This window comes from Pseudomonas sp. SR18, from assembly GCF_023701505.1.
Classification (GTDB): Bacteria; Pseudomonadota; Gammaproteobacteria; order Pseudomonadales; family Pseudomonadaceae; genus Aquipseudomonas; species Aquipseudomonas cyclaminis.
The window spans coordinates 199,921-225,337 of record NZ_JAMQAU010000003.1; the positions used below are offsets into that span (position 1 = coordinate 199,921).

Annotated in this window: 20 protein-coding genes and 1 pseudogene; 9 read left to right on the forward strand and 12 right to left on the reverse strand. The window is 59.9% G+C overall.

Translation table 11 applies throughout. The features are described from left to right. Positions 1–92 precede the first annotated feature (92 nt). Complete coding sequence (locus NDJ82_RS06850) at positions 93–2,291, forward strand: OsmC domain/YcaO domain-containing protein (RefSeq protein WP_250925170.1); 2,199 nt, start codon at positions 93–95, stop codon at positions 2,289–2,291. 370 nt (positions 2,292–2,661) lie between these two features. On the opposite strand, the gene NDJ82_RS06855 is transcribed toward NDJ82_RS06850, so the two are convergent. Both NDJ82_RS06855 and NDJ82_RS06860 read right to left on the reverse strand, forming a co-directional pair. Beyond that, positions 2,662–3,828: a cystathionine gamma-synthase gene (locus NDJ82_RS06855; RefSeq protein WP_250925171.1), complete on the reverse strand. Its 1,167-nt coding sequence runs from the start codon at positions 3,826–3,828 to the stop codon at positions 2,662–2,664. Next, the gene (locus tag NDJ82_RS06860) at positions 3,825–5,201 is read right to left on the reverse strand and encodes a pyridoxal-phosphate dependent enzyme (RefSeq protein ID WP_112195534.1); all 1,377 of its coding nucleotides are present in this window, start codon (positions 5,199–5,201) and stop codon (positions 3,825–3,827) included. Before NDJ82_RS06860 ends, NDJ82_RS06855 begins: the two co-directional genes overlap by 4 nt. A 114-nt stretch (positions 5,202–5,315) precedes the next feature. Between NDJ82_RS06860 and NDJ82_RS27620 the strand changes: the two are divergent. Beyond that, positions 5,316–5,420, forward strand: a pseudogene (locus NDJ82_RS27620) (AraC family transcriptional regulator); the annotation flags it as partial. 159 nt (positions 5,421–5,579) lie between these two features. After that, complete coding sequence (locus NDJ82_RS06870) at positions 5,580–6,299, forward strand: type 1 glutamine amidotransferase (protein WP_158876193.1); 720 nt, start codon at positions 5,580–5,582, stop codon at positions 6,297–6,299. A 47-nt stretch (positions 6,300–6,346) separates the two neighbouring features. On the opposite strand, the gene NDJ82_RS06875 is transcribed toward NDJ82_RS06870, so the two are convergent. Continuing rightward, positions 6,347–6,703: a VOC family protein gene (locus NDJ82_RS06875; RefSeq protein ID WP_099585316.1), complete on the reverse strand. Its 357-nt coding sequence runs from the start codon at positions 6,701–6,703 to the stop codon at positions 6,347–6,349. Between the two features lie 103 nt (positions 6,704–6,806). Here NDJ82_RS06875 and NDJ82_RS06880 point away from each other — a divergent pair, with 103 nt between their 5' ends. After that, positions 6,807–7,550, forward strand: coding sequence for a class I SAM-dependent DNA methyltransferase (locus NDJ82_RS06880; protein WP_191946170.1), 744 nt, complete (start codon positions 6,807–6,809; stop codon positions 7,548–7,550). 65 nt (positions 7,551–7,615) lie between these two features. Here NDJ82_RS06880 and NDJ82_RS06885 read toward each other — a convergent pair whose 3' ends face one another. Then, entirely contained in the window at positions 7,616–8,959 is a 1,344-nt protein-coding gene (locus NDJ82_RS06885; protein ID WP_099585314.1) for an MFS transporter, read from the reverse strand. Between the two features lie 123 nt (positions 8,960–9,082). Next, on the reverse strand, positions 9,083–10,018 hold the full coding sequence (locus NDJ82_RS06890; RefSeq protein ID WP_191946169.1) for an EamA family transporter: 936 nt from the start codon (positions 10,016–10,018) through the stop codon (positions 9,083–9,085). 390 nt (positions 10,019–10,408) lie between these two features. Here NDJ82_RS06890 and NDJ82_RS06895 point away from each other — a divergent pair, with 390 nt between their 5' ends. From NDJ82_RS06895 to NDJ82_RS06905, 3 genes are all read left to right on the forward strand, one after another. Continuing rightward, complete coding sequence (locus tag NDJ82_RS06895) at positions 10,409–11,143, forward strand: helix-turn-helix domain-containing protein (protein ID WP_250925173.1); 735 nt, start codon at positions 10,409–10,411, stop codon at positions 11,141–11,143. Between the two features lie 79 nt (positions 11,144–11,222). Next, positions 11,223–12,167: a DMT family transporter gene (locus tag NDJ82_RS06900; protein WP_191946168.1), complete on the forward strand. Its 945-nt coding sequence runs from the start codon at positions 11,223–11,225 to the stop codon at positions 12,165–12,167. A gap of 91 nt (positions 12,168–12,258) precedes the next feature. Beyond that, entirely contained in the window at positions 12,259–12,558 is a 300-nt protein-coding gene (locus NDJ82_RS06905; RefSeq protein ID WP_250925174.1) for a hypothetical protein, read from the forward strand. Between the two features lie 569 nt (positions 12,559–13,127). Here the strand turns inward: NDJ82_RS06905 and NDJ82_RS06910 are convergent. The 5 genes from NDJ82_RS06910 to NDJ82_RS06930 all read right to left on the reverse strand — a co-directional run bounded on the left by NDJ82_RS06910 (position 13,128) and on the right by NDJ82_RS06930 (position 19,275). Continuing rightward, positions 13,128–13,802, reverse strand: coding sequence for a hypothetical protein (locus NDJ82_RS06910; RefSeq protein WP_191946589.1), 675 nt, complete (start codon positions 13,800–13,802; stop codon positions 13,128–13,130). A 459-nt stretch (positions 13,803–14,261) separates the two neighbouring features. Continuing rightward, on the reverse strand, positions 14,262–14,573 hold the full coding sequence (locus NDJ82_RS06915) for a hypothetical protein (protein ID WP_099585309.1): 312 nt from the start codon (positions 14,571–14,573) through the stop codon (positions 14,262–14,264). 176 nt (positions 14,574–14,749) lie between these two features. Continuing rightward, positions 14,750–16,243 (reverse strand): methyl-accepting chemotaxis protein, encoded by a 1,494-nt coding sequence (locus NDJ82_RS06920; protein ID WP_250925175.1) that lies wholly within the window; start codon positions 16,241–16,243, stop codon positions 14,750–14,752. 193 nt (positions 16,244–16,436) lie between these two features. After that, positions 16,437–18,596 carry a TonB-dependent siderophore receptor gene (locus NDJ82_RS06925; RefSeq protein ID WP_250925176.1) on the reverse strand — a complete coding sequence of 720 codons (2,160 nt, stop codon included), beginning with the start codon at positions 18,594–18,596 and terminating at the stop codon, positions 16,437–16,439. A gap of 187 nt (positions 18,597–18,783) precedes the next feature. Further along, complete coding sequence (locus NDJ82_RS06930) at positions 18,784–19,275, reverse strand: Lrp/AsnC family transcriptional regulator (protein WP_099585306.1); 492 nt, start codon at positions 19,273–19,275, stop codon at positions 18,784–18,786. Between the two features lie 121 nt (positions 19,276–19,396). On the opposite strand from NDJ82_RS06930, the gene NDJ82_RS06935 reads away from it, so the two are divergent. Both NDJ82_RS06935 and NDJ82_RS06940 read left to right on the forward strand, forming a co-directional pair. After that, complete coding sequence (locus NDJ82_RS06935) at positions 19,397–20,431, forward strand: histone deacetylase family protein (protein ID WP_112195517.1); 1,035 nt, start codon at positions 19,397–19,399, stop codon at positions 20,429–20,431. Between the two features lie 61 nt (positions 20,432–20,492). Continuing rightward, complete coding sequence (locus NDJ82_RS06940) at positions 20,493–21,896, forward strand: amino acid permease (RefSeq protein WP_099585304.1); 1,404 nt, start codon at positions 20,493–20,495, stop codon at positions 21,894–21,896. Here NDJ82_RS06940 and NDJ82_RS06945 read toward each other — a convergent pair. Both NDJ82_RS06945 and NDJ82_RS06950 read right to left on the reverse strand, forming a co-directional pair. Then, positions 21,853–24,393 carry an autotransporter family protein gene (locus NDJ82_RS06945; protein WP_250925177.1) on the reverse strand — a complete coding sequence of 847 codons (2,541 nt, stop codon included), beginning with the start codon at positions 24,391–24,393 and terminating at the stop codon, positions 21,853–21,855. The genes NDJ82_RS06940 and NDJ82_RS06945 overlap by 44 nt on opposite strands. A 250-nt stretch (positions 24,394–24,643) precedes the next feature. After that, positions 24,644–25,405 carry a PIG-L deacetylase family protein gene (locus NDJ82_RS06950; RefSeq protein WP_099585302.1) on the reverse strand — a complete coding sequence of 254 codons (762 nt, stop codon included), beginning with the start codon at positions 25,403–25,405 and terminating at the stop codon, positions 24,644–24,646. Positions 25,406–25,417 lie beyond the last annotated feature (12 nt).

Below are 25,417 nucleotides of genomic sequence, written 5' to 3' on the forward strand. Positions count from 1 at the left end.
CGCCAGCCATTGGTCAAAAGCCTGAAATTAATCGACGAAAAACCCCATAATGGCGGCCATTTTTGTTTAGCCCGTTATTCTGGTGTGCCCCCATGGAAATCAAGGTCAACTTTCTCGACAACCTCCGGCTTGAAGCCAAGTTCGATGACTTCACGGTGATTGCCGACCAACCGATTCGCTATAAAGGCGACGGTTCGGCACCGGGGCCATTCGATTACTTCCTCGCATCGTCGGCGCTGTGCGCCGCGTACTTCGTGAAGCTGTACTGCCAGACCCGCAATATCCCCACGGACAATATTCGCCTGTCCCAGAACAACATCGTCGACCCGGAAAACCGCTATAACCAGATCTTCAAGATCCAGGTCGAATTGCCGGCGGATATCTCCGATAAGGACCGCCAGGGCATCCTGCGTTCCATCGACCGTTGCACCGTGAAAAAAGTGGTACAGGCCGGGCCCGAGTTTGTGATCGAAGAGGTGGAAAACCTCGACGCCGACGCCCAGGCCTTGTTGATGCCCAGCAGTCTGTCGGAGCAGGGCACCTACATCGCGGGCAAGGACCTGCCGCTGGAGCAGACCATCGCCAACATGTCCGGCATCCTTGCCGGCCTGGGCATGAAGATCGAGATTGCGTCGTGGCGCAATATCGTGCCCAACGTCTGGTCGCTGCATATCCGCGATGCGCATTCGCCGATGTGTTTCACCAACGGCAAGGGCGCGACCAAGGAGGGCGCGCTGGCGTCGGCATTGGGCGAATTCATCGAGCGGCTCAACTGCAACTTCTTCTACAACGATCAGTTCTGGGGAGAGGAGCTGGCCAACGCGCCGTTCGTGCATTACCCGGATGAGCGCTGGTTCCAGCCAGGCCCGAATGACGAGTTGCCAACCGAGATCCTCGACGCTTACTGCCGCAAGGTCTACGACCGCGAAGGCGAGTTGCGCGGTTCGCACCTGTTCGACACCAACTCCGGCAACGAAGCGCGTGGCATTGTTTCGCTGCCGTTCGTACGCCAGTCCGATGGCGAGGTGGTGTACTTCCCGTCCAACCTGATCGAAAACCTCTACCTCAGCAACGGCATGAGCGCGGGCAATACCCTGGCTGAAGCCCAGGTGCAATGCCTGTCGGAGATTTTCGAACGTGCGGTCAAGCGTGAAATCATCGAAGGCGAATTTGCTTTGCCGGACGTGCCAGCTGACGTGCTCGCCAAGTACCCGAGCATTGTGGCGGGCATTGAAGGCCTGGAAGCCCAGGGCTTCCCGGTGCTGGTCAAGGATGCGTCCCTGGGCGGCGAGTTCCCGGTGATGTGCGTGACCTTGATGAACCCGCGCACCGGCGGTGTGTTCGCCTCGTTCGGCGCCCACCCGAGCCTGGAAGTGGCGCTGGAGCGCAGCCTTACCGAACTGCTGCAAGGCCGCAGCTTCGAAGGCTTGAACGACTTGCCGCAACCGACCTTCGAAGGCCAGGCAGTGACGGAGCCGAACAACTTCGTCGAACACTTCATCGACTCCAGTGGCGTGGTGTCGTGGCGCTTCTTCAGCGCACAGTCGGACTACGAATTTGTCGAGTGGGACTTCAGCGGCGAAGGCGAAGACTCCAACGTCCAGGAGGCTGCGACTTTGTTCGGCATCCTGGAAGGCATGGGCAAAGAAGCCTATATGGCGGTGTACGAGCACCTCGGCGCCACCGCATGCCGCATCCTGGTGCCGGACTACTCGGAAATCTACCCGGTGGACGACCTGATCTGGGACAACACCAACAAGGCGCTGTTTTTCCGCGAGGACATCCTCAACCTGCATCGCCTGGACACAGAAGAATTGCAGGCGCTGGTCGAGCGCCTGATCGAAAGCGAACTGGACGACTACACCGACATCACCACGCTGATCGGCATTGAGTTCGACGACAACACCGTGTGGGGCCAACTGACCATCCTGGAGTTGAAGCTGCTGATCTTCCTGGCCTTGCAGCAGTACGAGGAGGCGAAGGAATGTGTGGAGATGTTCCTGCAGTACAACGACAACACCGCCGACCGTGGCCTGTTCTACCAGGCGCTGAACGGGGTGCTGGAGATGGAACTGGACGACGACCTGGACCTGGCGGACTACGAAGCCAACTTCCGCCGCATGTTTGGCAATGAGCGGATGGACGCAGTGATCGGCTCGGTCGATGGCAGTGTGCGGTTCCATGGGTTGACGCCGACCAGCATCAAGCTGGAAGGACTGGACCGGCATCTGCGCTTGATCGAGAGCTACAAGAAGCTGCACAGCGCACGGGCGAACATCAAGTCGAACTGATCGCGTGCACAGGCGCACTGGCTTCTTGGGGTGAGCAGGCTTCTGTGGTAATTGGGCTTCTTAGGGTGAGCGGGCTTCTGTGGTAATTGGGCTCCTTAGGGTGACCAGGCTTCTGTGCTAAGTGGGCTTCTGTGGTGAGCGGGCTTGCCCCGCGCTGGGCTGCGAAGCAGCCCCAATAACAAACACCGCGTAGCATCAGCAAGGGCCCGATCGCCCGGGTTTAGGGCGGCTTCGCCACCCAGCGCGGGGCAAGCCCGCTCACCACAGAAGCCCGCTCACCACAGAACCTCACTTACCAAGGAACCCTGCCCACCATAAGAACCCTGCTCACCACAAGAAGCCCGCTCACCACACAAACCCGGTAGCGCAGTTAGATGCGGGCCAACGCCTGCGCCAAATCCGCCCGCAGATCTTCCACATCCTCAACCCCCACCGACAACCGCACCAGCCCGTCACCAATGCCCAACTGCGCCCGCATTGCCGCCGGGATGCTGGCATGGGTCATGATCGCCGGATGTTCGATCAGGCTTTCCACGCCGCCCAGGCTTTCGGCCAGGGCGAAGATCTGCACGTTTTCCAGAAAGCGTGTGGCGCCAGCCAGGTCGCTGTTCAGGTCCACTGAAATCATCCCGCCGAACCCGCGCATCTGCTGGCGGGCCAAGGCGTGCTGTGGGTGAGAAGCAAGACCGGGGTAGTAGACCCGCGACACCTGCGGCTGCTGTTCCAGCCAGGTGGCAAGTTCCAGGGCGTTGCTGCAATGACGCTCCATGCGCAGGGCCAGGGTTTTCACGCCGCGCAGGGTCAGGAAGGCGTCGAAGGGGCCGGCGATGGCGCCCACTGAGTTCTGTAGAAAACCCAGGCGTTCAGCCAGTTCGGGGTTGTCGCCGACAACGGCAATGCCGCCGATCACATCGGAGTGGCCATTGAGGTATTTGGTGCTGGAGTGCACCACCACATCAACGCCCAACTCCAGCGGGCGCTGGATCCATGGGCTGGCGAAGGTGTTGTCGGCCACGCAGATGATCCCGCGGGCCCGGCAGATGCGTGCGATGGCGGCCAGGTCAGTGAGGCTCAACAGCGGGTTGCTCGGCGTTTCGACCCAGACCATGCGCGTGTCGTCTTGCAGCGACGCTTCAAACGCCGGTACATCACTCAAATCCACAAAGCTGAAACGGTGCCCGGCGCTGCGTTGGCGCACCTTGTCGAACAGCCGAAAGGTGCCGCCATACAGGTCATTGCCGGAGACGATATGCGCGCCCGCGTCCAACAGTTCCAGCACCGTGGAAATCGCCGCCAGCCCAGATGCAAAGGCAAACGCCTGGCTGCCGCCCTCAAGGTCCGCCACGCAACGCTCCAGGGCGAATCGCGTGGGGTTGTGGGAGCGGCCGTAGTCGAAGCCTTTGTGCACGCCGGGGCTGTCTTGCAGGTAGGTCGAATTGGCGTAGATCGGCGGCATCAGCGCGCCGGTGGTGGGGTCGGGGGATTGCCCGGCGTGGATCACACGGGTGGCAAACGCGCTTTTATCGGGCTGGCTCATGCAAGGGATCTCCGCAGGTGGTTGAGCAGGTCGACGCGGGTGATCAGGCCGTAAAAGCCGTCTGCGTCGGCAATGATGGCGACCAGGCCGCGATCCAGTTCGGCTTGCAGTTCGATCAGGCTGGCGCTGGGGGCCAGGGTTTGCAGGTGGTCGGTCATGGCGCTGGCGACGATCATCGTGAAGTGCGCGGCGTCGTGGTGCAGGCCCAGCAGGATGTCGGACTCGTCGATCACCCCCACCAGTTCACGGCCGTTGACCAGCACCGGCAGTTGCGACACATCGGCCAGGCGCATGCGCTGGAAGGCGGTGAGCAAGGTGTCGTCGGGGCTCACGCTGATCACGCGGCCGTCTTCGAAACGGCGGGCGATCAGGTCGCGCAGGTCGCCGTAGTGGGTGTAGTGCAGCAGGCCTGCATCGGTCATCCATTGGTCGTTGTAGACCTTCGACAGGTACCGTGTGCCGGTGTCGCACACAAAGCTGACCACGCGCTTGGGCGTGGTTTGTTCACGGCAATAGCGCAGCGCGGCGGCGAGCAGGGTGCCGGTGGAAGAACCGCCGAGAATACCCTCGGCCTTGAGCAGTTGGCGGGCGTGGTCGAAGCTGTCTTCATCACTGATGGAATAGGCGTGGCGCACGCTGGACAGGTCGGCAATCGACGGGATGAAATCCTCGCCGATACCTTCCACGGCCCACGAGCCGGGAGTGATCAACTGGCCGCTGCGGCTGTATTCGGCCATCACCGAGCCCACCGGATCGGCCAGTACCATCTCCAGTTCCGGTTGCACGCGCTGGAAGAAACGGGTCAGGCCGGTGAGCGTGCCTGCCGAGCCGACGCCGACCACGATTGCATCCACGTCGTGCTGGGTTTGCGCCCAGATCTCCGGCGCGGTGCTGGTTTCGTGGGCCTGGGGATTGGCCGGGTTGTTGAATTGGTCGGCGAAGAATGAACCGGGAATGTCCTGGGCCAGGCGTGCGGCGATGTCCTGGTAGTAATCGGGATGGCCCTTGCCTACATCGGAGCGGGTGATATGCACCTCGGCGCCCATGGCCTTGAGGTGCAGCACCTTTTCGGTGGACATCTTGTCCGGCACCACCAGTACCACGCGGTAACCCTTGGCCCGGCCCACCAGCGCCAGGCCCAGGCCGGTGTTGCCGGCCGTAGCCTCAATGATGGTGCCGCCGGGGCCCAGGCGGCCGTCGCGTTCGGCGGCGTCGATCATGGCCAGGCCAATGCGGTCCTTGATGGAACCACCGGGGTTCTGGGACTCCAGCTTGAGGAACAGCGTGCAGGGGCCAGTATCGAAGCGACTGACGCGAACCAGTGGCGTGTTGCCGATCAGTTCGAGTACGGCGGGGCGTGAAGGTGTGGGCATGTCGTCACCTGGGTACGCAAGGCAGACATGAAACAGTAGGTCGGTATTGGTTGAGTCGCAACCGGGCGGTCGGCTTGCTGTCTTTTTTCGGCGCATGGGCGACGCTGTACCTGTGGCGAGGAGCTTCGCGACCAGCCACTGTTTTTCGACTACCTGAGCATTTACCCCGAGACGCCGCAGGATCAATGGCAAACCGATATTTATGTGCCGTTGCAGTAGCGCCAGAGGGGAAGGCGGCAAGGATTCATGAGAGCTGATGCAGATGAATCTTGCCAATGACACAAAGTGTCATTAGTATTCATTTGTGTCCTTGTCGGTGGTCCGTAAGGGCTTGGTTCTGATGGTCATGCGACGTTCGTTGAATCTGAGGGTGAAGAATTGAAAGTCCATTTTTTGGTGCATGAATCCTACGAAGCCCCCGGTGCATTTGAGGACTGGGTAAAAGCTCGCAGCTATCAAGCCACTTATTCCCGCGTGTACCTGCAGGATGCGCTGCCAGCCAGCGCGGCATCGTTCGACCTGTTGGTGGTGTTGGGTGGCCCACAAGATCCGGCAACGACGCAGGCGCAGTGTGCGCATTTCAATGCCGTTGCCGAGTGTGCGCTCATTAATGAAGCCATTTCGGCCCGACGTGCTGTGGTTGGAGTGTGCCTGGGGGCGCAATTGATCGGTGAAGCCCTGGGCGCGACGTTCAGCCACAGTCCCGAAAAGGAAATTGGCAAGTTCCCGATTTACCTGAGCCAGGAGGGCTTGGCGAATCCGAAGTTCGCGCATTTTGGGGATACCTTGGACGTCGGCCATTGGCACAACGACATGCCAGGGCTCACGCCGGATGCAAAAATCATCGCGCGAAGTGAGGGTTGTCCGCGTCAGATCGTCGAATACACCCCTTTGGTCTATGGCTTCCAATGCCATATGGAACTGACACAAGACGTCGTGGAGCAGTTGATCCAGGCATCCGATGTGCAATTGCGAACGCTGGTTGATCAGCGATTTGTTCAGCAACCCGCCGAGTTGCGGGCCAATGAATACGATGAAATGAACCAGAAGCTGTTTTTGTTTCTGGACAAGTTGGTGGCCGATTACCACGCACGATAAAAAGCGAGGCAGGTCACAGGCCTGCCTCTGTTTGGTTGAGCGTCAGCTTAGGGTTGTACGCTCCATACCGCCAATTCATACCCATCCGGATCAATGAAGTGGAACCTGCGCCCGCCGGGGAACGCAAACGTCTCGCGGATTATCACAGCGCCTGCGGTCTTGATCCGCTGCTGCGTGCCTTCCAGGTCATCGGCATACAGAATCACCAACGGCCCACCCGGTCGAACCGGCTCTCCGGTTGTGAACCCGCCCGTCAGCCGCCCATCGCTGAACTCGGTGTAGGCCGGCCCGTAATCCACGAATGTCCAGCCGAACACTGCGCCGTAGAAGGCTTTGCTGCGGGCGATGTCGCCTACGTTGAATTCGATGTTGTCGATCTGTCGGTCATGACCATGAACGCTCATGGTTGCCTCCTTGGCGGATGATTGAGGTGCGAGTGTAGCGGTTCTCGCGCTGGACTGAGTTACCATGCCGCCGCGAAATTCCCGCCGACCGCTCTGGCCACCTATGTCCTCCAATGCGCTGTACACCGACCTGTCCATCTATTACGACCTGATGTGTGCCGACATCGACTACCGCGCACAAAGCCACAGCGTGCACCGCCTGCACCAACTGTTCGGCAATGGCGGACGCCGGCACCTGGACCTGGCCTGCGGTACCGGCCCTCACGTGCGCCATTTCCTCGACTTCGGCTACCGCAGCGCCGGCCTGGACATCAGCCAGCCGATGCTCGACCTCGCCCAACGGCGCTGCCCCGAGGCACTGTTCAGCTGCCAGGACATGGCGGGTTTCCAGGTGGACGACGCGCAAGATCTGATCACCTGCTTTCTCTACTCGACCCATTACAACGCCAGCCTGGCCCAACTGCGCGCTTGCCTTGCCAGCGTGCACGCTGCGCTCGCTGAAAACGGCGTGTTTTGCTTCAACGCGGTGGACAAGCTGCACATCGACAACCGTTTGCTGGTGCGCCATAGCGTTGAGTGGGAAGGCAGCCACTTCACTTTCGGTTCCGGCTGGCACTACAGCGGGGCAGGTGAGCAGCAGGCGTTGCGCCTGAGTATCGAGAAGACCACGGCAGGTGTGACGCAGGCTTGGCAGGACGAGCACGCTATGGTTGCGCTGAGTTTTGTCGAGTTGCAGCAATTGCTGCAGGTGCATTTTGAAGTGCAGGTTTTTGAGCATGACTATGAGCGGATTACGCCTTGGGGTGGCACGACCGGGAACGCGTTGTTTGTGTGTGTGAAGCGCTGAGGATGCGCCTGCGCTCTGTTGTTATGGCTTGCCCGCCGCCGTCGCGGGCAAGCCTGTAGCGTTTTTTAGGCCTGACGCGAAAGCACCGTCGCCGCGCGTTTTTCTTCCGAACCCACATCATGCAGCGAGATCCTCGACGTCTCCGGTAACGCCAACCCGCCTGCCAGTGCCAACACGGCCACCGCAATCAGATAAAACGCCGGTGACAGGTTGCTGCCCGTGGTGCTGATCAACCACGTCGCCATCAGCGGCGCGGTGCCGCCGAAAATTGTATAGGCCATGTTGTAGGTGATCGCCGAAGCGGTATATCGCGTGCGGGTCGGGAAGGTCTCGGACAGCAACGCCGCCGTGACCACTCCACACAACACCGCACCCACCGCAAGCAGCATCACCCCCACAATCGATGCTGCGAACGACCCGGAACTGGCCATCAGGAACGATGGATACACCACCACCATCAGCAACACGCAGGCCGTCATCACAGTGACCCGACGCCCGACCCGGTCCGAATACAGCCCCGCCAGCGGGCAGATCGCCGCGGCGAAAATCAGCGCGATCAGCGACACCAGCAACGCCACCGCCCGACTCAGTCCGCCCGCCACTTGCAGGTACGTCGCAAAGTAGGTGGTGAACATATAAAACGACAACGCCGTCAGCGACACAAACGCGCCCAGGCAGCAGATCGCCGCGCCGTGGTTGCGCAAGGTTTCCTTGAGTGGAGAGTGGGCAACCGCGTGTTCCTGCTTCACGGCCTGGAAGGCCGGCGTCTCATCCAGTTTCCAACGCAGATACAGCCCCACCAAACCCAGTGGCGCGGCGATCAGGAACGGCAAGCGCCAGCCCCAGCTGCCCATCGCCTCGGCGGACAACGACGCTTCCAGGGCGTACGCCACCACCGCGGCGGCGGCGAACGCGGAGAACGTGGACACCGGCACGAAACTGCCATACCAGGCGCGTTTGTCGCTCGGCGCATGCTCCATCAGATAGGCGCAGGCCCCGGCGTATTCGCCCCCGGCAGAGAAACCCTGGGCGCAGCGGATCAACGACAACAGAATCGGCGCTGCGACGCCGATGGCGGCATAAGTGGGCAACAGGCCAATCAAGGTGGTCGCGCCGGCCATCAGCAAAATCGTCATCGCCAGGGTGCGCTTGCGGCCAATGCGGTCGCCCAGCATGCCGAAGAAAATCCCGCCCAACGGCCGAAAGGCAAAGGCCACGGCAAACACGGCAAACGTCTTGAGCAGCGCCGCGCTGGCGTCCCCACTGGGAAAAAATTGTTGGGCGATGGTCGTGGCGAGGAAACCGTAGACGGCGAAATCAAACCATTCGACGAAGTTACCGATGCCGGCGGCGATGATGACTTTTCTCAGGGTTTGGGGGCTGACCTGTTCGGTGGATGAGCTCGTCATGGGTGAAGGCCTCGGAGTGCGCAGGGGGATACCTGATTATCCGAGGTGGTGGGCGGGCGGCGGGGTTCAAAAGAGGCCTGCGCGTAGTCAGCAGCGACTTTTTCGCGCCGGGACCGGCCCGCTTCAGGCCTTGGCGGAACGCTGGGCGGACTTGCGATACGTCAGCAGCACAATCCCTGTCACCACAATGACGCCGCCGGCCACCTGCCCGGCGCTGAGCATTTGATCGAGCACGAGCCAGCCCATCAGCAGCGTCGCCAGCGGCTCAATGTTCATGACCGGCGCATTGCGCGGCATATCCAGGCGCGGCACCGACATGAACAGCACGATAAAACCGGTGCCATACAGCACCACCAACGTCGCCAGCGCCAGCCAGCCGGTCGGCGACGCTGGCGGGTTAAGGCCGTCGGCAAGCGCGCCACTCCAGCCAGCAAGGTTCACGCTGCTGAACACAATGAAGATCGTCAGCAGGCTGCGCACCGAACCCCGTACCTGGGACAACTTGTGATCGGTGATCCACAGCGCGCAAGCGAACACGAAGGCGGCGCAGAGGGCGAGGGTAACGCCCAGCAGCCATTGCGGGCCGATGTCGGCGTCGGCCGAGAGCCGAGTCGGCACGTCCAGCACAAACACCAACCCCACCAGAATCAAACCCATCAGCAACGCGGTGCGCGCCGTCGGGCGTGGACCGCCTAATGCCCAAGTCAGCAGCGCCAGCAAAATCGGGAAAACGTTAGCCACCAGCAACGCCAGCGCGACTGGCACACGGGCCACGGCCGAGTAAAGGCAGAGGCTTTGGGCGGTAATGAGTAGCCCCAACAGTAACTGCCAACGCCATGCTCCCGAAGGCAGGCGCACACTCTGGCGTTGCCAGAGCACCAGCGCGCCGAGCACCAACAAAGTGCCGCCAGAGCGCAGCAAAATGGCCAGGAGCACACCGGCGCCATCGTCGAAGGCGACGCGAGCGGCGATGTGGTTGCCGGCGAAGGCACAGCCCATGCAGAGCAGGATCATTACGGCGACGTGGCGGGGGAAAAGGGCGGGGGCAGGGGGTGTCATGGTAAGGGCTCGGACAAGGGGTGCCATCTTCGGGAATGGCGATTTATTTTTATGGTCATCGTACAACCGTGTTGTAGGTTTGTAGCGTGTTTCAAGCGAGGGGGCAAGCGAGGATTTACGGAATGCCTCAGGATATGTGGCTTGTAGGGGGGGCAGGATGTTTGGGTGATTTCGCGGCGGAGCGGGCGTATTCAATTTCTGGCAGGTTTGGCGGTAGTTGTATGATGTTTTAGGCAGAAATTGGGGGCGCCGCCATTTTTTTAAATGGGGTCTGCCGATCAACGGGCTGATCCGTAAATGTTAGAATCAGTTGCAAGCCTGACCTAACCTGGGTGCAAACTGGCGTTATGGGACAACCTTGGATAACCAGATGGGCCGGAAGGTGCAGTAATGTTTCTAAGCCTTGAAGTTCGCAGCTATGAGAGGGAAAACCCTCACCCTCACCACCACCACGAGTATGCTCAATTGGTACTGCCGATTCGTGGCGAAATGGAAATTGACGTAAACGGTCGCGGCGGCTGCATTGATCAGTCATTGGCAGCGCTTGTGACACCTGGCTCGATCCACTCGCAGCAGACTAACCTCGATAGCCGGTTTCTTGTTTTGGACTGTGCGCCGATGACCCTGGAAACGCTCCAGATAGAGCGTCTTGCTCAGAAAATATATGTGCCCATTTCGCCCGCAACTCGTCGGCTTATAGAGTTCGCTGAGCTAATCGGCAACGCACAACTGTCCATCGCTGCTTCCCAATTGGGGCCTTTGCTTTTGTCGTCCCTAAATCCCGACATCTCTTGCTTTCCAGACCCCATGGAGCAGTTGATCGCCCGTCTTCGGGCGGATCCTGGAGCCAACTGGAGCAATGAGGCTATGGCTCAAGTAGCAAGAATGAGCATGAGTCAGCTGCACCAGCGATTCCGGCTATCGTTCGAGATGAGTCCGCAAGCCTGGTTGACCGATCTACGCCTGCAAGAAGCTCAACGATGGTTGCGTGGAACCTCATTAACCATATCCGAGATTGCCTTGCGTGCTGGCTTTTGCGATCAGGCATCGCTGACCCGTGCCATGCAGCGCGTGAGGGCCACGACCCCGGCGGTTTATCGTAAAACGCAAAAACAGTCTGGGTAAAAAATTCCGCAGTTACCGACAATACTCCCTGAATCAGTTGCTCCAGACTTCATCCATTACGCTTTGGAGCGCGGATGAAATGTTTGCTGATCGGTCACTGTTAAAGGGCATTGTCTACGGAGTTTGCGCGGGCCTGTGTTGGGGAGTGATTTTCCTCGGCCCCCAGCTCACCCCGGGCCTGAGCGGCCTGCAATTCGCCGTTCTGAGATTTCTCTGCTACGGCGCGATTTCGGTGGCCTTGCTTATGCCTCGCTGGAGGCGCGTTTGCGCCAATCTCACTATGGCCGACTGGAAGTCACTCTTCTGGCTTAGCCTCATTGGGAACCTCATCTACTACACGCTGGTGGGCACCGGTGTGCAGTTGGTTGGCATTGCCACAACGTCTCTGATCGTCGGACTCATTCCGGTGTTTGTCGCATTGGCAGGTCGTCATGACATCAACGCCGTTTCTTTGCGCAAGCTCACTCCCTCGCTGTGCTGCGCAGTGGGCGGGGTCACACTTATCAGCTGGCACGCACTGATCAACGGCGACAGGCCCGATACACTGACAAACATTGCCGGAATTCTATGCGCGGCGGGCGCGTTAATGACATGGAGCTGGTTCGCAGTGAGCAACGCTCGGCGGCTGGCTCAGGTAGCCAGCGTTTCCGCCCATGACTGGGCACTGCTGACAGGGGTCATGACTGGCGCTCAATCACTACTTTTGGCGGTACCTGTCCTGGGTTGGCAGGTCGGAACGCATGGCAACTCCGAATGGCTACACTTTGTCATGGTAGCCGGTGGCGTAGCGTTTTTATCTTCGGTTGTGGGTAATGCGTGCTGGAATCAGGCGAGCCGACTTCTGCCACTGGCACTAAGCGGACAAGTGCTCGTGATTGAGACGTTAGCGGCGCTGTTTTTAGGATTTCTATGGGAGCATCGGCTGCCCGACTCATATGAAATTGCGGCGATTGCACTTTTGGTCACCGGTGTCATGTGGTGTCTGAATTGTCATCGTACTCCCCGTCACTCTCCGGCTGTTTAGCTCTTACAGAGCCGCTGAACGACATGAATGCTGACTGCACCTAGATGACTTAGCCGGACGCATACCTCTGAATAGATAATAAGGAACGTTTATGAATAATCTCGCGGACATAGCTTTGAACTATCTTTGGACGCTGAATTTTTCAAGCGATGATTTAGGGTTTGACGAAGATTGGGTTGTAAAAGAAATTGAGTCTATGTCTCATGAGATGGAACATAATTTCACTGACGCAGAGCGTCAAGCTCTCAAGGAGTCTGCAAGCCGAGCTTTGACGAGGTGGCTGAGGGAGCCTGATGAGCACGGCTATACGCCACGCAAACTTCTTAAACCAGAACAAAGAATTTTTCTAGAGTGTATTGCATCAGGAAAATTCAGCGGCCCAGAGCGCTGATTACTTCAAGCGGGCAACGCGGCCGGTTGAAAAAAGAAATAGCGTTATTCAGCCTCACCGTTCGACATCGTGATGTCGGGTCGCAAAGTCAGTCAACAGCTGGTTCTGGCCAAGTGTCGCTGATCGCGAAGGGCTGCAATGGGTCGACAGCTGCCGTTCGCGACCAGCGGCTTTTGGCCAAAAGCAGACGTTCATGATCAAGCGCTTTCGACCCATAGCGGACAGCCTGGACCGCAATCGGGGGAGCACAGAGTGTGATAGCACGACAGGCCATTTCGCTATTACACACGCTGCTGCCCTGCCTCCGTAAGCAGTGTGTGCAGTTTTTGCTTGACCGATTCGGCAAGCATGCGAAGGGTAGCGTTGAAACTCTTGCTCAGCGGCTTGCGGAGTTTGGGTGAAGCCACGACGCATTGGTTGCGGCATTCGTGCTTCAGTCATCTGGCCCAAGCCACGGGCGATCTGGTGATGGTGCGCTCTTTAGCTGGGCATGCCCGCCTATCCCCCCAGCCGTAGGCTTCGATTCAGAGGCTTTTCCTACAGAGCTTTTGGTACCTTTTGCACCCTATTCAACCTTTCAGCGCTGGCAAAGACAGCACGTCATCGTAATTTGGCCAGTCTTCTCTGGCACGGTTGAGTACACCTTGCACCAACTCGTCCAACTCAGGCACTGGCTGTTCGGACGGCAATTGATCAAAGGGCGCGGCCAACAGCGGGTGATCAATCTTCTGCGGATTGGCTAAACCTTCCCACTGGCGCAGGCGCAGGATATAGAGAATTTCCACCGGCACGCGCTCCAAGTGCCAGTCCTGATTGAAGTCGTAAGAATTCTTCTGGCTTTCTTTGCCTGTTTGCCAAGTGTGGCGGTCACACGCGGCCAACAGACAGGGCATCAGGTCGTCCGGGCTGGGAGTGCGCCACTTGGCCAACAAGGCTTCGTAGATGGGTTCGTCGTAAGCATAAGCAGGCCATTGATGCGAGACATCGCCCACCCAATCGGCAAACACACGCAGCATAAAGGCTTGGGCACGGCGGTGTTGCTCTTCGTACTCAATCACTAATTGATGCCCACGGTTGAGAGCCGCATGGGTGAGATAGCCCTGATGGATGACGGCATCCTTCCAGCCTAGGATCGCCATGGCGACCATCATATTGGTGGCGGTTTGGATGCTGTAGTTTTGGCGGCGTCGTTTGTTGCCTGCCGCTTTGGCAATAATGTCGAACTGGCCCGCCCAGAAGAACAACTGCCAAATTCCTACTTGGTAATAGCGCAGCCAATGGGCCAATTCCAGAAGCCATTGCGGGTTATCTGGTGCGGTTGCCAATACCTTGTGGGCTCGTGTGACGGCCATCCATTCGGAGCTGCTACGCGTAACGTTGTCACTATTCGGCACAGGCATTGATGGCTTCGCAAATGCATCGCCGCGCTCAACATATTCACGGATGCCATTCAACTCGTATTCATCTGAGACGTCTGGCCCCTTAGCTATGCGCCCCAGCACACTTTTGTAAGAAGGCCATTTCGGGTTTACGCCCGCGCGCTCGCACTGAATTATTTCTTGGACCATGGTTCCACCTTAAATTCTGCTATACCTGACCAATTCCAGTCGGATGCCGAGGGGCTGCAATGGGTCGAAAGCCGTCATCCACGACCGGCAACCATCGACCCAGAGCTGCCTCTCAGAGAGCTAAAACTGAGGTTGTCACTCGTCAAACAGAGTCCAGCCATGGCAAATGCCGTCAAAGTCTTTTGCCGTAAAAAATAATACAAGTTCCTCGGGGTTAAATTTTGTGTACAGCCAGTGCCCAGGAACAGGGCCTCTCGTTATCACGTATTCCAAGCGGTACTTTTGAACGGCTGCAGAACTGAGAGAAGCTGAATTCAACTCAAATCTGTCACCTTGATTGAGCGCCCATAGCTTTCCAACAAGGCTGTCATCAAGTATCACCTCTTCAGCTGTCTCCATCAGATGCCGTGTATGCAGTTTTTTTTGAAGCCTAACGCTTCTGCCCATGGATCAACCTACCAATAAACAGTCCGAAGATCAGCATGATAATACTGGAACGCGGAGATGACCGCTCTGGGGCTATTTCAGCCGGTTCCGACAGGCAGCTATTGGCCGATTTCTGCCCATCGCGACCTGCAAAAACCGACCCATAGCTGTCGCTCAGCAGAGGCAGAAACGCTACCTCACTGATGAAACCGGCGCCCCAACGCATCCAGCCGCACTGCAATCGGCGGTAGTTGTTCGCTGCTCCGGGCCAGCATCTCCACATCGTCTGCGGTGCTTTGGGCAATGCCCTGCACCGACTGCAACCGCCCGACAATTTCCAGGTTTGCTGAGCTCTGTTCCCGCGAGGTGGTGACGATTCGTCCGTTCAGCGCATCGATCTGGCTGATGTCATTGCCCACGGCCCTTAGCATGTCCACCGCGACCTGGCTGTCTTCCACGCAGCGCTCTACGCCTTGGCGGCTGTCGTGCATGGCTTCGACGGCTTCGCGGCTGCCTTGCTGCAAGCTGTCGATGATGGTTTTGATTTCCTGGGTGGAGACGGCTGTGCGTTGCGCCAGGCTGCGTACTTCGTCGGCGACGACGGCGAAGCCGCGGCCTTGTTCGCCGGCGCGGGCGGCTTCGATGGCGGCGTTGAGGGCGAGGAGGTTGGTCTGGTTGGCGATGCTGCTGATGACTTCGAGCACCGAGCCGATCTGTTCGGCCTGCACGGCCAGGCCTTGGACGGTCTGGTGGGTGCCGCTGAGGCGCGTGGCCAGTTGGGTGATTTCGTGTTGGGCGCGGCCGACGCTTTCCTGGCCGCGCAGGATTTGCTGGCTGGCGACGCCGGCGTGTTCTACGGCTTCCTCGACGTGCACCGTAATGTTGCCCATGGCGTGTTCCATGCGCTCCATGGAGTCGGTCATTTGCGCAATTTCGGCGAGTTGGTGGCGCGCGCCTTTTTCCAGGGTGCCGCTGGCGTGGGCCAGTTCCTGGCCGAGTTGGCCGAGGCCGTGGGAGTCGCGGGCGACCCCGTCGATGAGGCCGGTGATCTGGTCCAGGAAGTGGTCGAAGCGTTTGGCCAGGGAGACGTGCACCTTGCCTTCGCCCTGGGCGGTTTCGACGGTGAATTGGGTGGTGACGGCGAGCATCTTTTCGAGCATTTCCTGGCTCTCGACGGCTTCGGCGTGGCTGTGCACGGCGAGGTAGAGCAGGGCGACGGTTTCCATCACCACGTAGAAGGCGTGCACAAACACCATGGTCCAGCCGCCATGGTGTTCCATCACGAACACCGGGAAACCTTGATGCTGCAAGGCATGGAAGACTACGTGGTGCACGGCGATGGTGAGTGCGGCCACCAGGATCGGCAGCCAGTCGCGGTAGAACGTCAGCACCGCCAGCAGGGCGAAAATCCCGAAGTGGGATTCGATCACGCCCTGGGCCTGGTTGATGTGCAGCGCGGCCATGATCATCAGGCCCGCGCCGAGTGCGCAGCGCATTGCCCGGGTGCCGCCGATGGCGCGGTAGAGCGCGGTCAGCACCACACTGGTGCCGCCACCGACGACGATTGCCTGGGCCAGGGTGTCGTGCCAGAACGCCAGGCCTACGGAGAACAGTGTCATCAGCCAGATCAGCGCCAGCATGATGCGGTCGGCCTTGCGGTAGTGCTCTAGGAAGCGCGCGTGGACAGGCATTCACTCTTACTCCATGTGGTCTGGCCAGGAACAAAGCATGCGGCGTGCCACGATGGCGCGCGGGTACAGAGCAAAGCAGGTATCAGGTTTTTTTCAGGATCGGGGTGCCAAAAGGCTTATCGGCATTTGTGGTGGGGACTTTAAGTGCCGCAACAAGAGGAAAGGCTGCCCGAGCGGGCAGCCTTGATGAGGGTCAGAAGCTGTACTTGGCCGTCAGCATCATGTTGCGCGGGTTGCCGTACGAGTCGCCGCCGTAGCTCACGGAGTTGGCAATCGACGAATAGTAGCTGCGGTCGAAGATGTTGTTGGCGTTGAGCTGCAGGTCCAGATGGTCGTTGACCCTGTAGCCGGCCATCAGGTCGGTGACGGCGTAGGCGCCTTGTTGCAGGCGGTAGGTGCTGCCGTCAGCCAGTTTGATGTCGTTGTACATGCGGCTCTGCCAGGAGATGTTGCCGCCCACGCGGAATTTTTCCAGCGGGCCCTGGAGGTTGTAGCGGGTGGTCAGTTTGAACAGATGCTCCGGGGTGTCGGTGTCGTACTGCTTGTTGACCTTCTCCGGGCTGGCTTCATCCTTGATGGTGTGGGTCCGTGCGTAGGTGTAGCCACCGCCGACCTGCCAGTTGTCGGTCAGGGCGCCTTGCAGTTCGAAGTCGATACCCTGGCTGCGGATCTCGCCGGAGGCTTCATAGCACTCCGTCTGCGGGCAGTTCTGCACAGTCACTTGGCTAGCACGGTTTTCCTGGTCGACACGGAACAGTGCGACGCTCGCATTCAGCGCGCCGCCCAGGTATTCGCCCTTGACGCCGACCTCGTAGTTCTTGCCGACGATTGGCTTGACCGGCGTGCCGGAAATGTCCTTGGCGCTCTGCGGCGTGAAGATGTCGCTGTAGCTGACGTAGACCGAGTGATTGTCGTCCAGCTCGTAGATCAAGCCCGCGTAGCGCGTCAGGTTGCGGGTGACTTTGTAGTCGCCGCTGTTGCTGCCGTGGGCATCGTAGTCGTACCAGTCCAGGCGCCCGCCGAGGATCAGCTTCAGCGGGTCCGCCAGGCTCAGGCGGGTGGTGACGTAGACGCCGTCCTGGGTGGTGATTTCGCGGGTGTCGGAGGTGTGCACGAAGTCCGGTTTGCCGGCGTTGATCGGCCAATTGGTGTCGTACGGGCTGTAGTCGTGGCTGGTCATGTCGTAAATGCGGCGGCTGGCGCCGACTACCAGCTCATGGCTGCGCCCGAATGCCTGGAACGGGCCGCTGACAAACGCGTCGACGCCGGCCTGGTTCTCGTCGTAGGCGGCTTGGTAGACGGTTCGTCCCAGCGACTTGTCCGCCGCCCAACGCGATTGGTAGGAGCCCGAGAACAAGGCTTTCTGCTCGGCGTAGTTGGCGTTGACTTGCAGCTTCCAGTCGTTGGCCAGGTTCTGGCGCAGTTCGGCGAAGACCGTGTTGACCTCCTGGTCCTTGTTTTCCCAGTCGGTGCCGGGGTTGTAGGAGCGGGGCAGGTCGAGGTGATGGCCGTCCTGGCCGATCATCGAGGAGCCCCAGAAATAGTTGGTCTTGTCCTTCTGGTTCGAATAACCGAGGGTCAGGGTGGTGTTTTCGCCCAGGTCGGCTTCGGTGACGGCATAGAACAGGCCGTGATATTCCTCGGCGTTGTCGATGAAGCTATTGGCGTCGCGGTAGGAGGTGACGACGCGACCGCGCCAGGTGCCGCTGTCATTGAGCGGGCTGGAGGCGTCGAGTTCGCCACGATAGTCGTCCCAGCTGCCAGCGGCGCCGGTGAGGGTGACTTTCTGTTCATCCAGTGGGCGTTTGCGGATCAGGTTGATGGCAGCCGATGGGTTGCCCGCGCCGGTCACCAGGCCGGTGGCGCCGCGTACCACTTCAACGCGGTCGAACATCGCCAGGTTTGGCTGCGCCCCCACTGAAGCGCCGTTATAGCCGCTCGGAATGCCGTCGTACATCAGGTTGTCGATGTCGAAACCGCGTGAGGTGTAGGACTGCCGACCTGGCCCGTTGGAGTAGTTCAGGAACAGCCCTGGCGTGGCATTGACCACGTCGTTGATGCTGGTCATCGCTTGGTCATCCATGCGCTGGCGCGTAATCACGGTGACGGCTTGTGGCGTTTCACGCAGGGTGAGCGGCAGTTTGGTCGCGGTCTTCATTGCGCCGGTGGTGTAGGACTGCGTGCCCTCGGTGGTTTCGCCCAACTGCTGTTCGCCGGAGATTTGGGTGGCGCCCAGTTCCAGCGTGGTTGCCGCGGCTTCGGCGGCGAGGGCCGCGTGCGAGGTAGCCAGGCAGACCGCCAACGCAATCAAACTGGGTGTAAAACCTTTACCGCCGGATGGGTGCACAGACATGGAACGGACTCTCCCCTAGAGTGCCGTCCCTGGCGAATAATAAAAGTGTTGATAATTATTCGCATCAGTGTGCCAGATTGATTCTGTAGGAAAAAGCCTTTGGGGAGAATTAGTTAACGAATTTTTCACATGCGCGCGATAGGCAATTAGCCATCACTTGCCGCTGTTGAACGCTTTTGTACCGGGCTCAATCGCGCGTCCCAATCGCCACCCGGCTCGTCGCTTTTACCTCGCGCAGCGCCAGGCTCGACTGGATCGACGCAATCCCCAACTGCCGCCTCAACACGCTTTCGACAAACTCGCTGTAGCTGTCCAGATCTTGCGCCAACACCTGCAACAGGTAATCGGCATCCCCCGTGATCTTGTGACACGACAGCACCTCGGGCAGCTCTTTGATCACCGCTTCAAAGGCGTCCGGCGCGTGGTCGGTGTGGATGGCAAAGCGCACATGCACAAACGCCAGGATGTCCAGGCCGAGCAGCTTGCGATCCAGGTTGGCCTGGTAGTCCTTGATCACGCCTTCTTCTTCCAGGCGCTTGCGGCGACGCCAGCAGGGCGTAAGGCTCAGCGAGAGGCGCTCGCTGAGTTGGGCATTGGAAATGCTCGCGTCTTCCTGCAGCAAGGCAAGGATGGCGAGATCGGTGTCATCAAGAACGACCTGCTTGGTTTTATTTTTCATATCTGCTCGGGCGTGGGGTAAAAACGCCCGATAAAGCTACCAGTGCCAGAAGTAAAAGCAAAGAAAGTCCCGAACTGCCAGAACAAAATAGAGCCTGACTTTCACTGGCGGATATCTACACATGTTGACTGTTTTCAGCGATGCCCACCGTTTGCACCACGGCACCGAATTGAAGGATGGCGTACTCAAGCCATCGTTCGAGCAACCGAGCCGCGCCGACACCGTACGTGACCGCGTCCAGTTCGTCGGGCTAGGCGATATCATCGTGCCGCGTACCTTCGACCGTGCCTGTTACGTCAATGCCCACAGCGAGCGCTACGTGGCGTTTCTCGAAAGCGCCTGGGCCGAATGGACGGCCATCGGCCGCAGCCATGACGCATTACCGCTGGTGTGGCCGGTGCGTGACCTGGCTAACCAGCAGGTGCCGGACTTCATCGACGGCAAGCTGGGCTTCTTTGCCATGGACGCCGGTTCGCCGATCACCGCCACCACCTGGAACGCGGTCAAGACCAGCGCAGACATCGCGCTCACCGGCCTGGCGCTGATCGACGAAGGCCACCACAGCGCCTTCGCCCTGTGCCGCCCACCCGGTCACCACGCGGCCCGCGAATACATGGGCGGTTATTGCTACCTCAACAACGCCGCGATTGCCGCGCAACAGGCCATCACCCAGGGCGCCAAGCGCGTCGCGGTACTGGATGTGGATTTCCATCACGGCAACGGCACGCAGAATATTTTCTACGACCGCCCGGACGTGTTGTTCATCTCCCTGCACGGTGAACCGGCGGTGTCCTATCCGTACTTTTCCGGCGCTGGCAGCGAGCGCGGCGTGGGTGCCGGGGAGGGCTTCAACCTGAATTATCCGCTGCCGAAAAACACCACTTGGGATCGCTACAAAACCGCGCTGATCGATGCGTGCCAGCGGCTAAAACACTTCGCCCCTGACGTGCTGGTGATTTCCCTCGGCGTCGACACGTTCAAGGACGACCCCATCAGCCACTTCCTGCTCGACAGCGACGACTTCCTCGGCATGGGCGAGATCATCGCCAGCGTGGGCGTGCCGACGCTGTTCGTGATGGAAGGCGGCTACATGGTCGATGAGATCGGCATCAATGCCGTCAACGTGTTGCACGGTTTCGAAAGCCGGACCGCCTGATAACCACGACCGCAGCATTTTTCTTCTGCCAAAACTCAAAAACATAACAAGAGGTTTTGTGATGAAAACAACCACGCCCGGACTGTGTGAAAAGCCTGCATTGCAACGCACCCTGAGCAACCGCCATATCCAGCTGATGGCCATGGGCGGAGCGATCGGCACCGGCCTGTTCATGGGCTCCGGCAAGATCATCGCGCTGTCCGGCACCTCGATCATCCTGATCTACATGATCATCGGGCTGTTCGTGTATTTCGTGATGCGCGCCATGGGTGAACTGCTGCTGTCCAACCTCAACTTCAAGAGTTTTGCCGACTTTGCCGGCGCGTACCTGGGGCCGCGCGCGGCGTTCTTTCTCGGCTGGTCGTACTGGCTGAGCTGGAGCGTGGCGGTGGTGGGGGACGCGGTGGTGGTCGGCGGCTTTTTCCAGTACTGGTTCCCGGACGTGCCGGCGTGGATACCGGCCGTGGGCATGCTGTTGACGCTGTTTGCGTTGAATGTGCTGACGGTCAGGCTGTTTGGCGAAGTGGAATTCTGGTTTGCGATCATCAAGATTATCGCTGTGGTCACCCTGATTGGCGTGAGCGCGGTGCTGATCGCCAGTTCGTTTGTTTCGCCCACCGGGGTTACCGCGTCGTTGAGTCACTTGCTGGATAAACAGGCGGCATTCCCCAATGGCCTGTTCGGTTTTTTTGCCGGGTTCCAGATGGCGATCTTTTCCTTTGCCGGCACCGAGCTGATCGGCACCGCAGCCGCCGAAACCCGCGCACCGGAGAAGACCTTGCCCAAGGCGATCAACTCGATTCCGCTGCGGATCATCCTGTTTTACGTGCTGGCATTGGCGTGCATCATTGCGGTGACGTCGTGGCACCAGGTGTCGCCGAGCAAAAGCCCGTTCGTTGAGTTGTTCCTGGTGGCCGGGTTTCCGGCAGCGGCGGGGATCGTCAATTTCGTGGTGCTGACCTCGGCGGCGTCATCGGCCAACAGTGGGGTGTTTTCCGCCAGCCGGATGCTGTTCGGCTTGTCTGACCTAGGCGACGCACCGGGTATCTTCCGGCGATTGTCGAGCAGCAGCGTGCCATTTATGAGTCTGGCCTTTACCACGCTGTTGATGTTGCTCGGCCTGGTCCTGCTGTTTGTCGTGCCGGAGGTGATGACCGCCTTCACTATCGTGTCGACGGTCTCGGCGATCCTGGTGATTTTTACCTGGTCGACCATCCTTGCGTCCTATATTGCCTATCGCAAAAAACGCCCCGACCTGCATGCCGCCTCCACCTACAAAATGCCCGGCGGCGTGCCGATGGCGTGGTTCAGCCTCGGGTTTCTGGCATTCGTGCTGTGCCTGCTGGCGTTGCGGCCGGATACACGCCTGGCGCTGTGCGTGATGCCGGCCTGGTTTGTCTGGCTGGCGATTGTCTACCAGGTCAGAACTCCATTCTCAGGCCAACCGTCCCTTGGCGGCCGTTGAAGGTGTTGCTGTCCAGGTTGCGGTTGTAGCCCATCTCGCCGTAAACACTAATGCCCGTGGCCACCTTCAGCGTGGCCCCGACATTCACGTCCAGGGTGGTGGACTTCTGCTCGGTGTCGATGTCGGTGACGTCGGCAAAGGTCACGGTGTTTTGCCCGGCGCTGTTGTGCCAGACGTTGGCCCTGACATAAGGCTGCAGCGGCATGCCACGCACTTGATAGTCGCCCCGCAGGCGGATCCCCAGGCGCGTGGTGAGGTTGGTGTCGGCGTCGTAGGACACATCGGAAATCCCGTCGTGCTGGCTATCGAGTTTGGTCTTGCTGGCGATCACCTGAGCCTGGGGTTCCGCGACCCAGTTGGTCGTGATCGGGATCGGCCAGCCGACTTCGGCTGAGGCCGTAACGTTGCGCCCACGGGTTTTCATTTTCACGCCCCGGTCAGACTCGTTGTTGCCATTGAAGCGCGTACCCATCAATACCAGGTCCAGGTAGGCCTGGTTCGCGCCAATCAGCGTCCAGTAGATTCCCAGGCTATCGCCGCGCAAGGTGGTCTTGCCCGCGGCCTTGTCCTCCCAGCCACCATTGAAACCTTTGACGTTGCCCTTGAGGCGGCTGTGGCCGACGAAGAACCCGGCGCGCTGCTGGCCGTTGCCCAGCGGGCTGGCGTACACATCGGTGCCCACCTGGAAGCCTGTCACCGAGCTGTCCAGCGTCGGGCTGACGGTGCCGGCGAAACTCTGGCGACTGCTGCTGCCATACACCCGGCCCCAGCCCGCGGCCAATGCGCCGGTTTGCTGTTGCTGGCTCTGGTCACCCATACGCTGATGAAACGTGCCGAGCATGCCTTGCACCAGTTGCTGTGCGGCGGGAAACAATGCGGCGTAGATCGGCACTTCCGGGCGGTAGATCGGAATTGGGGTCACTCCGGGGTTGGTGGGCAGCGGTGGCTCACCGGGCACGGGCACCGGCAATGGGGCGATAATCACCGGGTCCGTCGGCGTCACCGGGATGGTCGTGCGCAGGTAGTAGTTTTCTGCGGTACCGGCGGTGACGCCGCCCTTGAACAGGGAGTAATCGAACGCGCCGGCAGACACCGGTCCGACGAGGGTAAAGGCGGTGCCGCTGCCGGCGGCATCGTTGACTGCCTGTACCACCAGGATACCGTCTTGCAGCGTCGCTGCACCGGCGCCGCCGAGGTTGGTCACGTGGATGTTCGTACTGCCCTGGATAGTGCCCTGGCTGATCACCAGTTTGTCGCTGGGCGAGCCGTCGCCGCCCAACACACTTTGCAACGCGAGTTGGCCGCCGTTGCCGCTGTAGTTGCCATTGATCGTCAGGGTATCGGTCGCGGTGGAACTGCCGGTGGTCATATTGATGACCCCGCTGTTATTGACGTTGACCAACTCGCCAGAGGTAAACGAATCGATCACCCCCGTGCTCACCAGCAGTTCGCTGGTACCATCAATGCTCAGGGTGCCGGTGGCTGTCGCGCTGTCACCCAGTTTCAGCGTTCCGCCCAAGGTCAACTGCGAGGCGTTATCCAGTCGGATGGTTTCCCAGTTGGGAAACAGCCCCGGGTCACCTGCCTTGGTGTTGTCCAGGGTCAGCGTGTCGACACCCAGGCCGCCATCTATCAGCTGCGCGCCGACCAGTTGGGTATTGACCAGGTTTTGCAGCAACGCGCTATCGTCCCCCGCGCCCATCAGCACGAACGAATGCAGGCTCCCACCCGACCAGCCAAAATGATCGTTGCCAAAACTGAGCAGTATCTGCCCGTTGACTTCGCCACCCGAGACGTTCACGACATCGTTGCCGCCACTGACACTGATATTGCCGCCTACGAAGGCCGTACCCGAGATCAGGATGGTGTCATTGCCGAAACCGGTCACCAGGTTGCGGATGATCCTGCCGCCAGACATATCAAACACGTTGTTATCGAGCTTCATATCGACCCGGCCGATGGTCCCGCCGCTCATCTTGGCGCGGTCGCCATCCTCGAAAGCGTCGCTGATAGTGCCGCCGCTCATGAAAAAATCATCCAGTCCATCTCCCTGAGCCAGGGACTCGACGACCCCGCCGCTCTGGGCGTAGCTGTCGACACCTGCGCCCTGGAAGACGGCGCCGACTTGCCCTCCGGTAATCTGTGCAATGTCACTCCCCGCGCCTTGGGTCACACTTCCCGTGATACTGCCCATGTTGATCCGGAAGATATTCGCGCCGTCACCCTGGTTGAGTGAGCCATCTATCCCGGCGCTCGGCCCGGTCACGTCCACTAGGTCGTTGCCGCCACCAAAGGTCACGTTACCGGTGATCCGGCCTGTCGCGGTGATATTAAGCGTGTTGTTGCCTGCCGTGTCGGTAAAGCCCGGCGCCGTGGCGCTGTCACAGTCTGAGGTGTCGTCGCCAGCCGTATTGTTGATGGTGCACGCCCCGTAGGAAGCGAGCGGCGACACCGCCAATGCGAGCAGATACAACCAGGAATATGTCCGTATACGCATGATCCGTCCTCGATAGAGGGGAATATTTCCCAGGCACCTGCAAAACCAGGCGCTGGTCAGACCATGACAACGTCACGCGCGATACGGAACAGGGACAACGGGTTACCTGAATCTGAAAACACCGCCCAATGCAAAGGGTTGGCATGGCTTTCTCGACTGCACCTGAACCTGTGCAGCGCTTTTTGCACCTTAGACGGACATCTCTGGTGGCGCTACTGTGAGAAATAACAGGTACAGACGAGTGAGCGGCTCACGCGAACACGATCTCGTAAGGCTCGCGCATGCGTTCCAACAGCACCTGCGCCAGCGTCGGCGCCAGCCCGATCAGCGGGTCACCCACTAGCTGGCTCGCATAGGCATGGGTCGCGTGGAGTTTGCGCGCCACGCTCCAGGTATCCAGGCGCACCTTGCGCGCCCGTTGCCAGGGGATGATCGCACTGTCACGCGCGGGCCAGTGCCAGGCCCGGATCGGCAGCTCATACAGCTGCGCACCGACCAGATTGCATGCCTTGGCACTGGCGCGACCGACCGCGTCGTGGTCGGGGTTGCCGTCGTTGCGCCAGGTGGTGAACACCACATCCCCGGCTTGCAGGTAACGGGCAATGAATTGGCTCAGTTGCGGTTCACGGGCCGCCAGGGCGTTGTCGCAGAAACCGCCGCGAATCCACTTCAGGCTGTGCATGGGCATACCCAGGCGACGCAGCGCTTCGGCACTTTCTTGGGGCCGCACCACGCTCAAGCGGCTGGCCGGCCACACATGCGAGCCGGGGTGGCTGGCACTGCCGTCGGTGATGGAGATCAGTTGCAGCGGGTATTCAAGGGTGCTGAGCAGCTGGAGCATACCGCCGCAGGCCAGCACTTCATCGCCGGGGTGGGGGGCGATGACCACCACGCGCGCGCCGGCGGGGACCAACGAGGTTGCCGAGATAGGGGCGATTTGCGCCAGCTGCGGTGCGCTGTTCCAGATTTGCGCGGGGCCGCGACGGCCTTCACTGAGGGAGGCAGGCTTCATGAGAATTACATC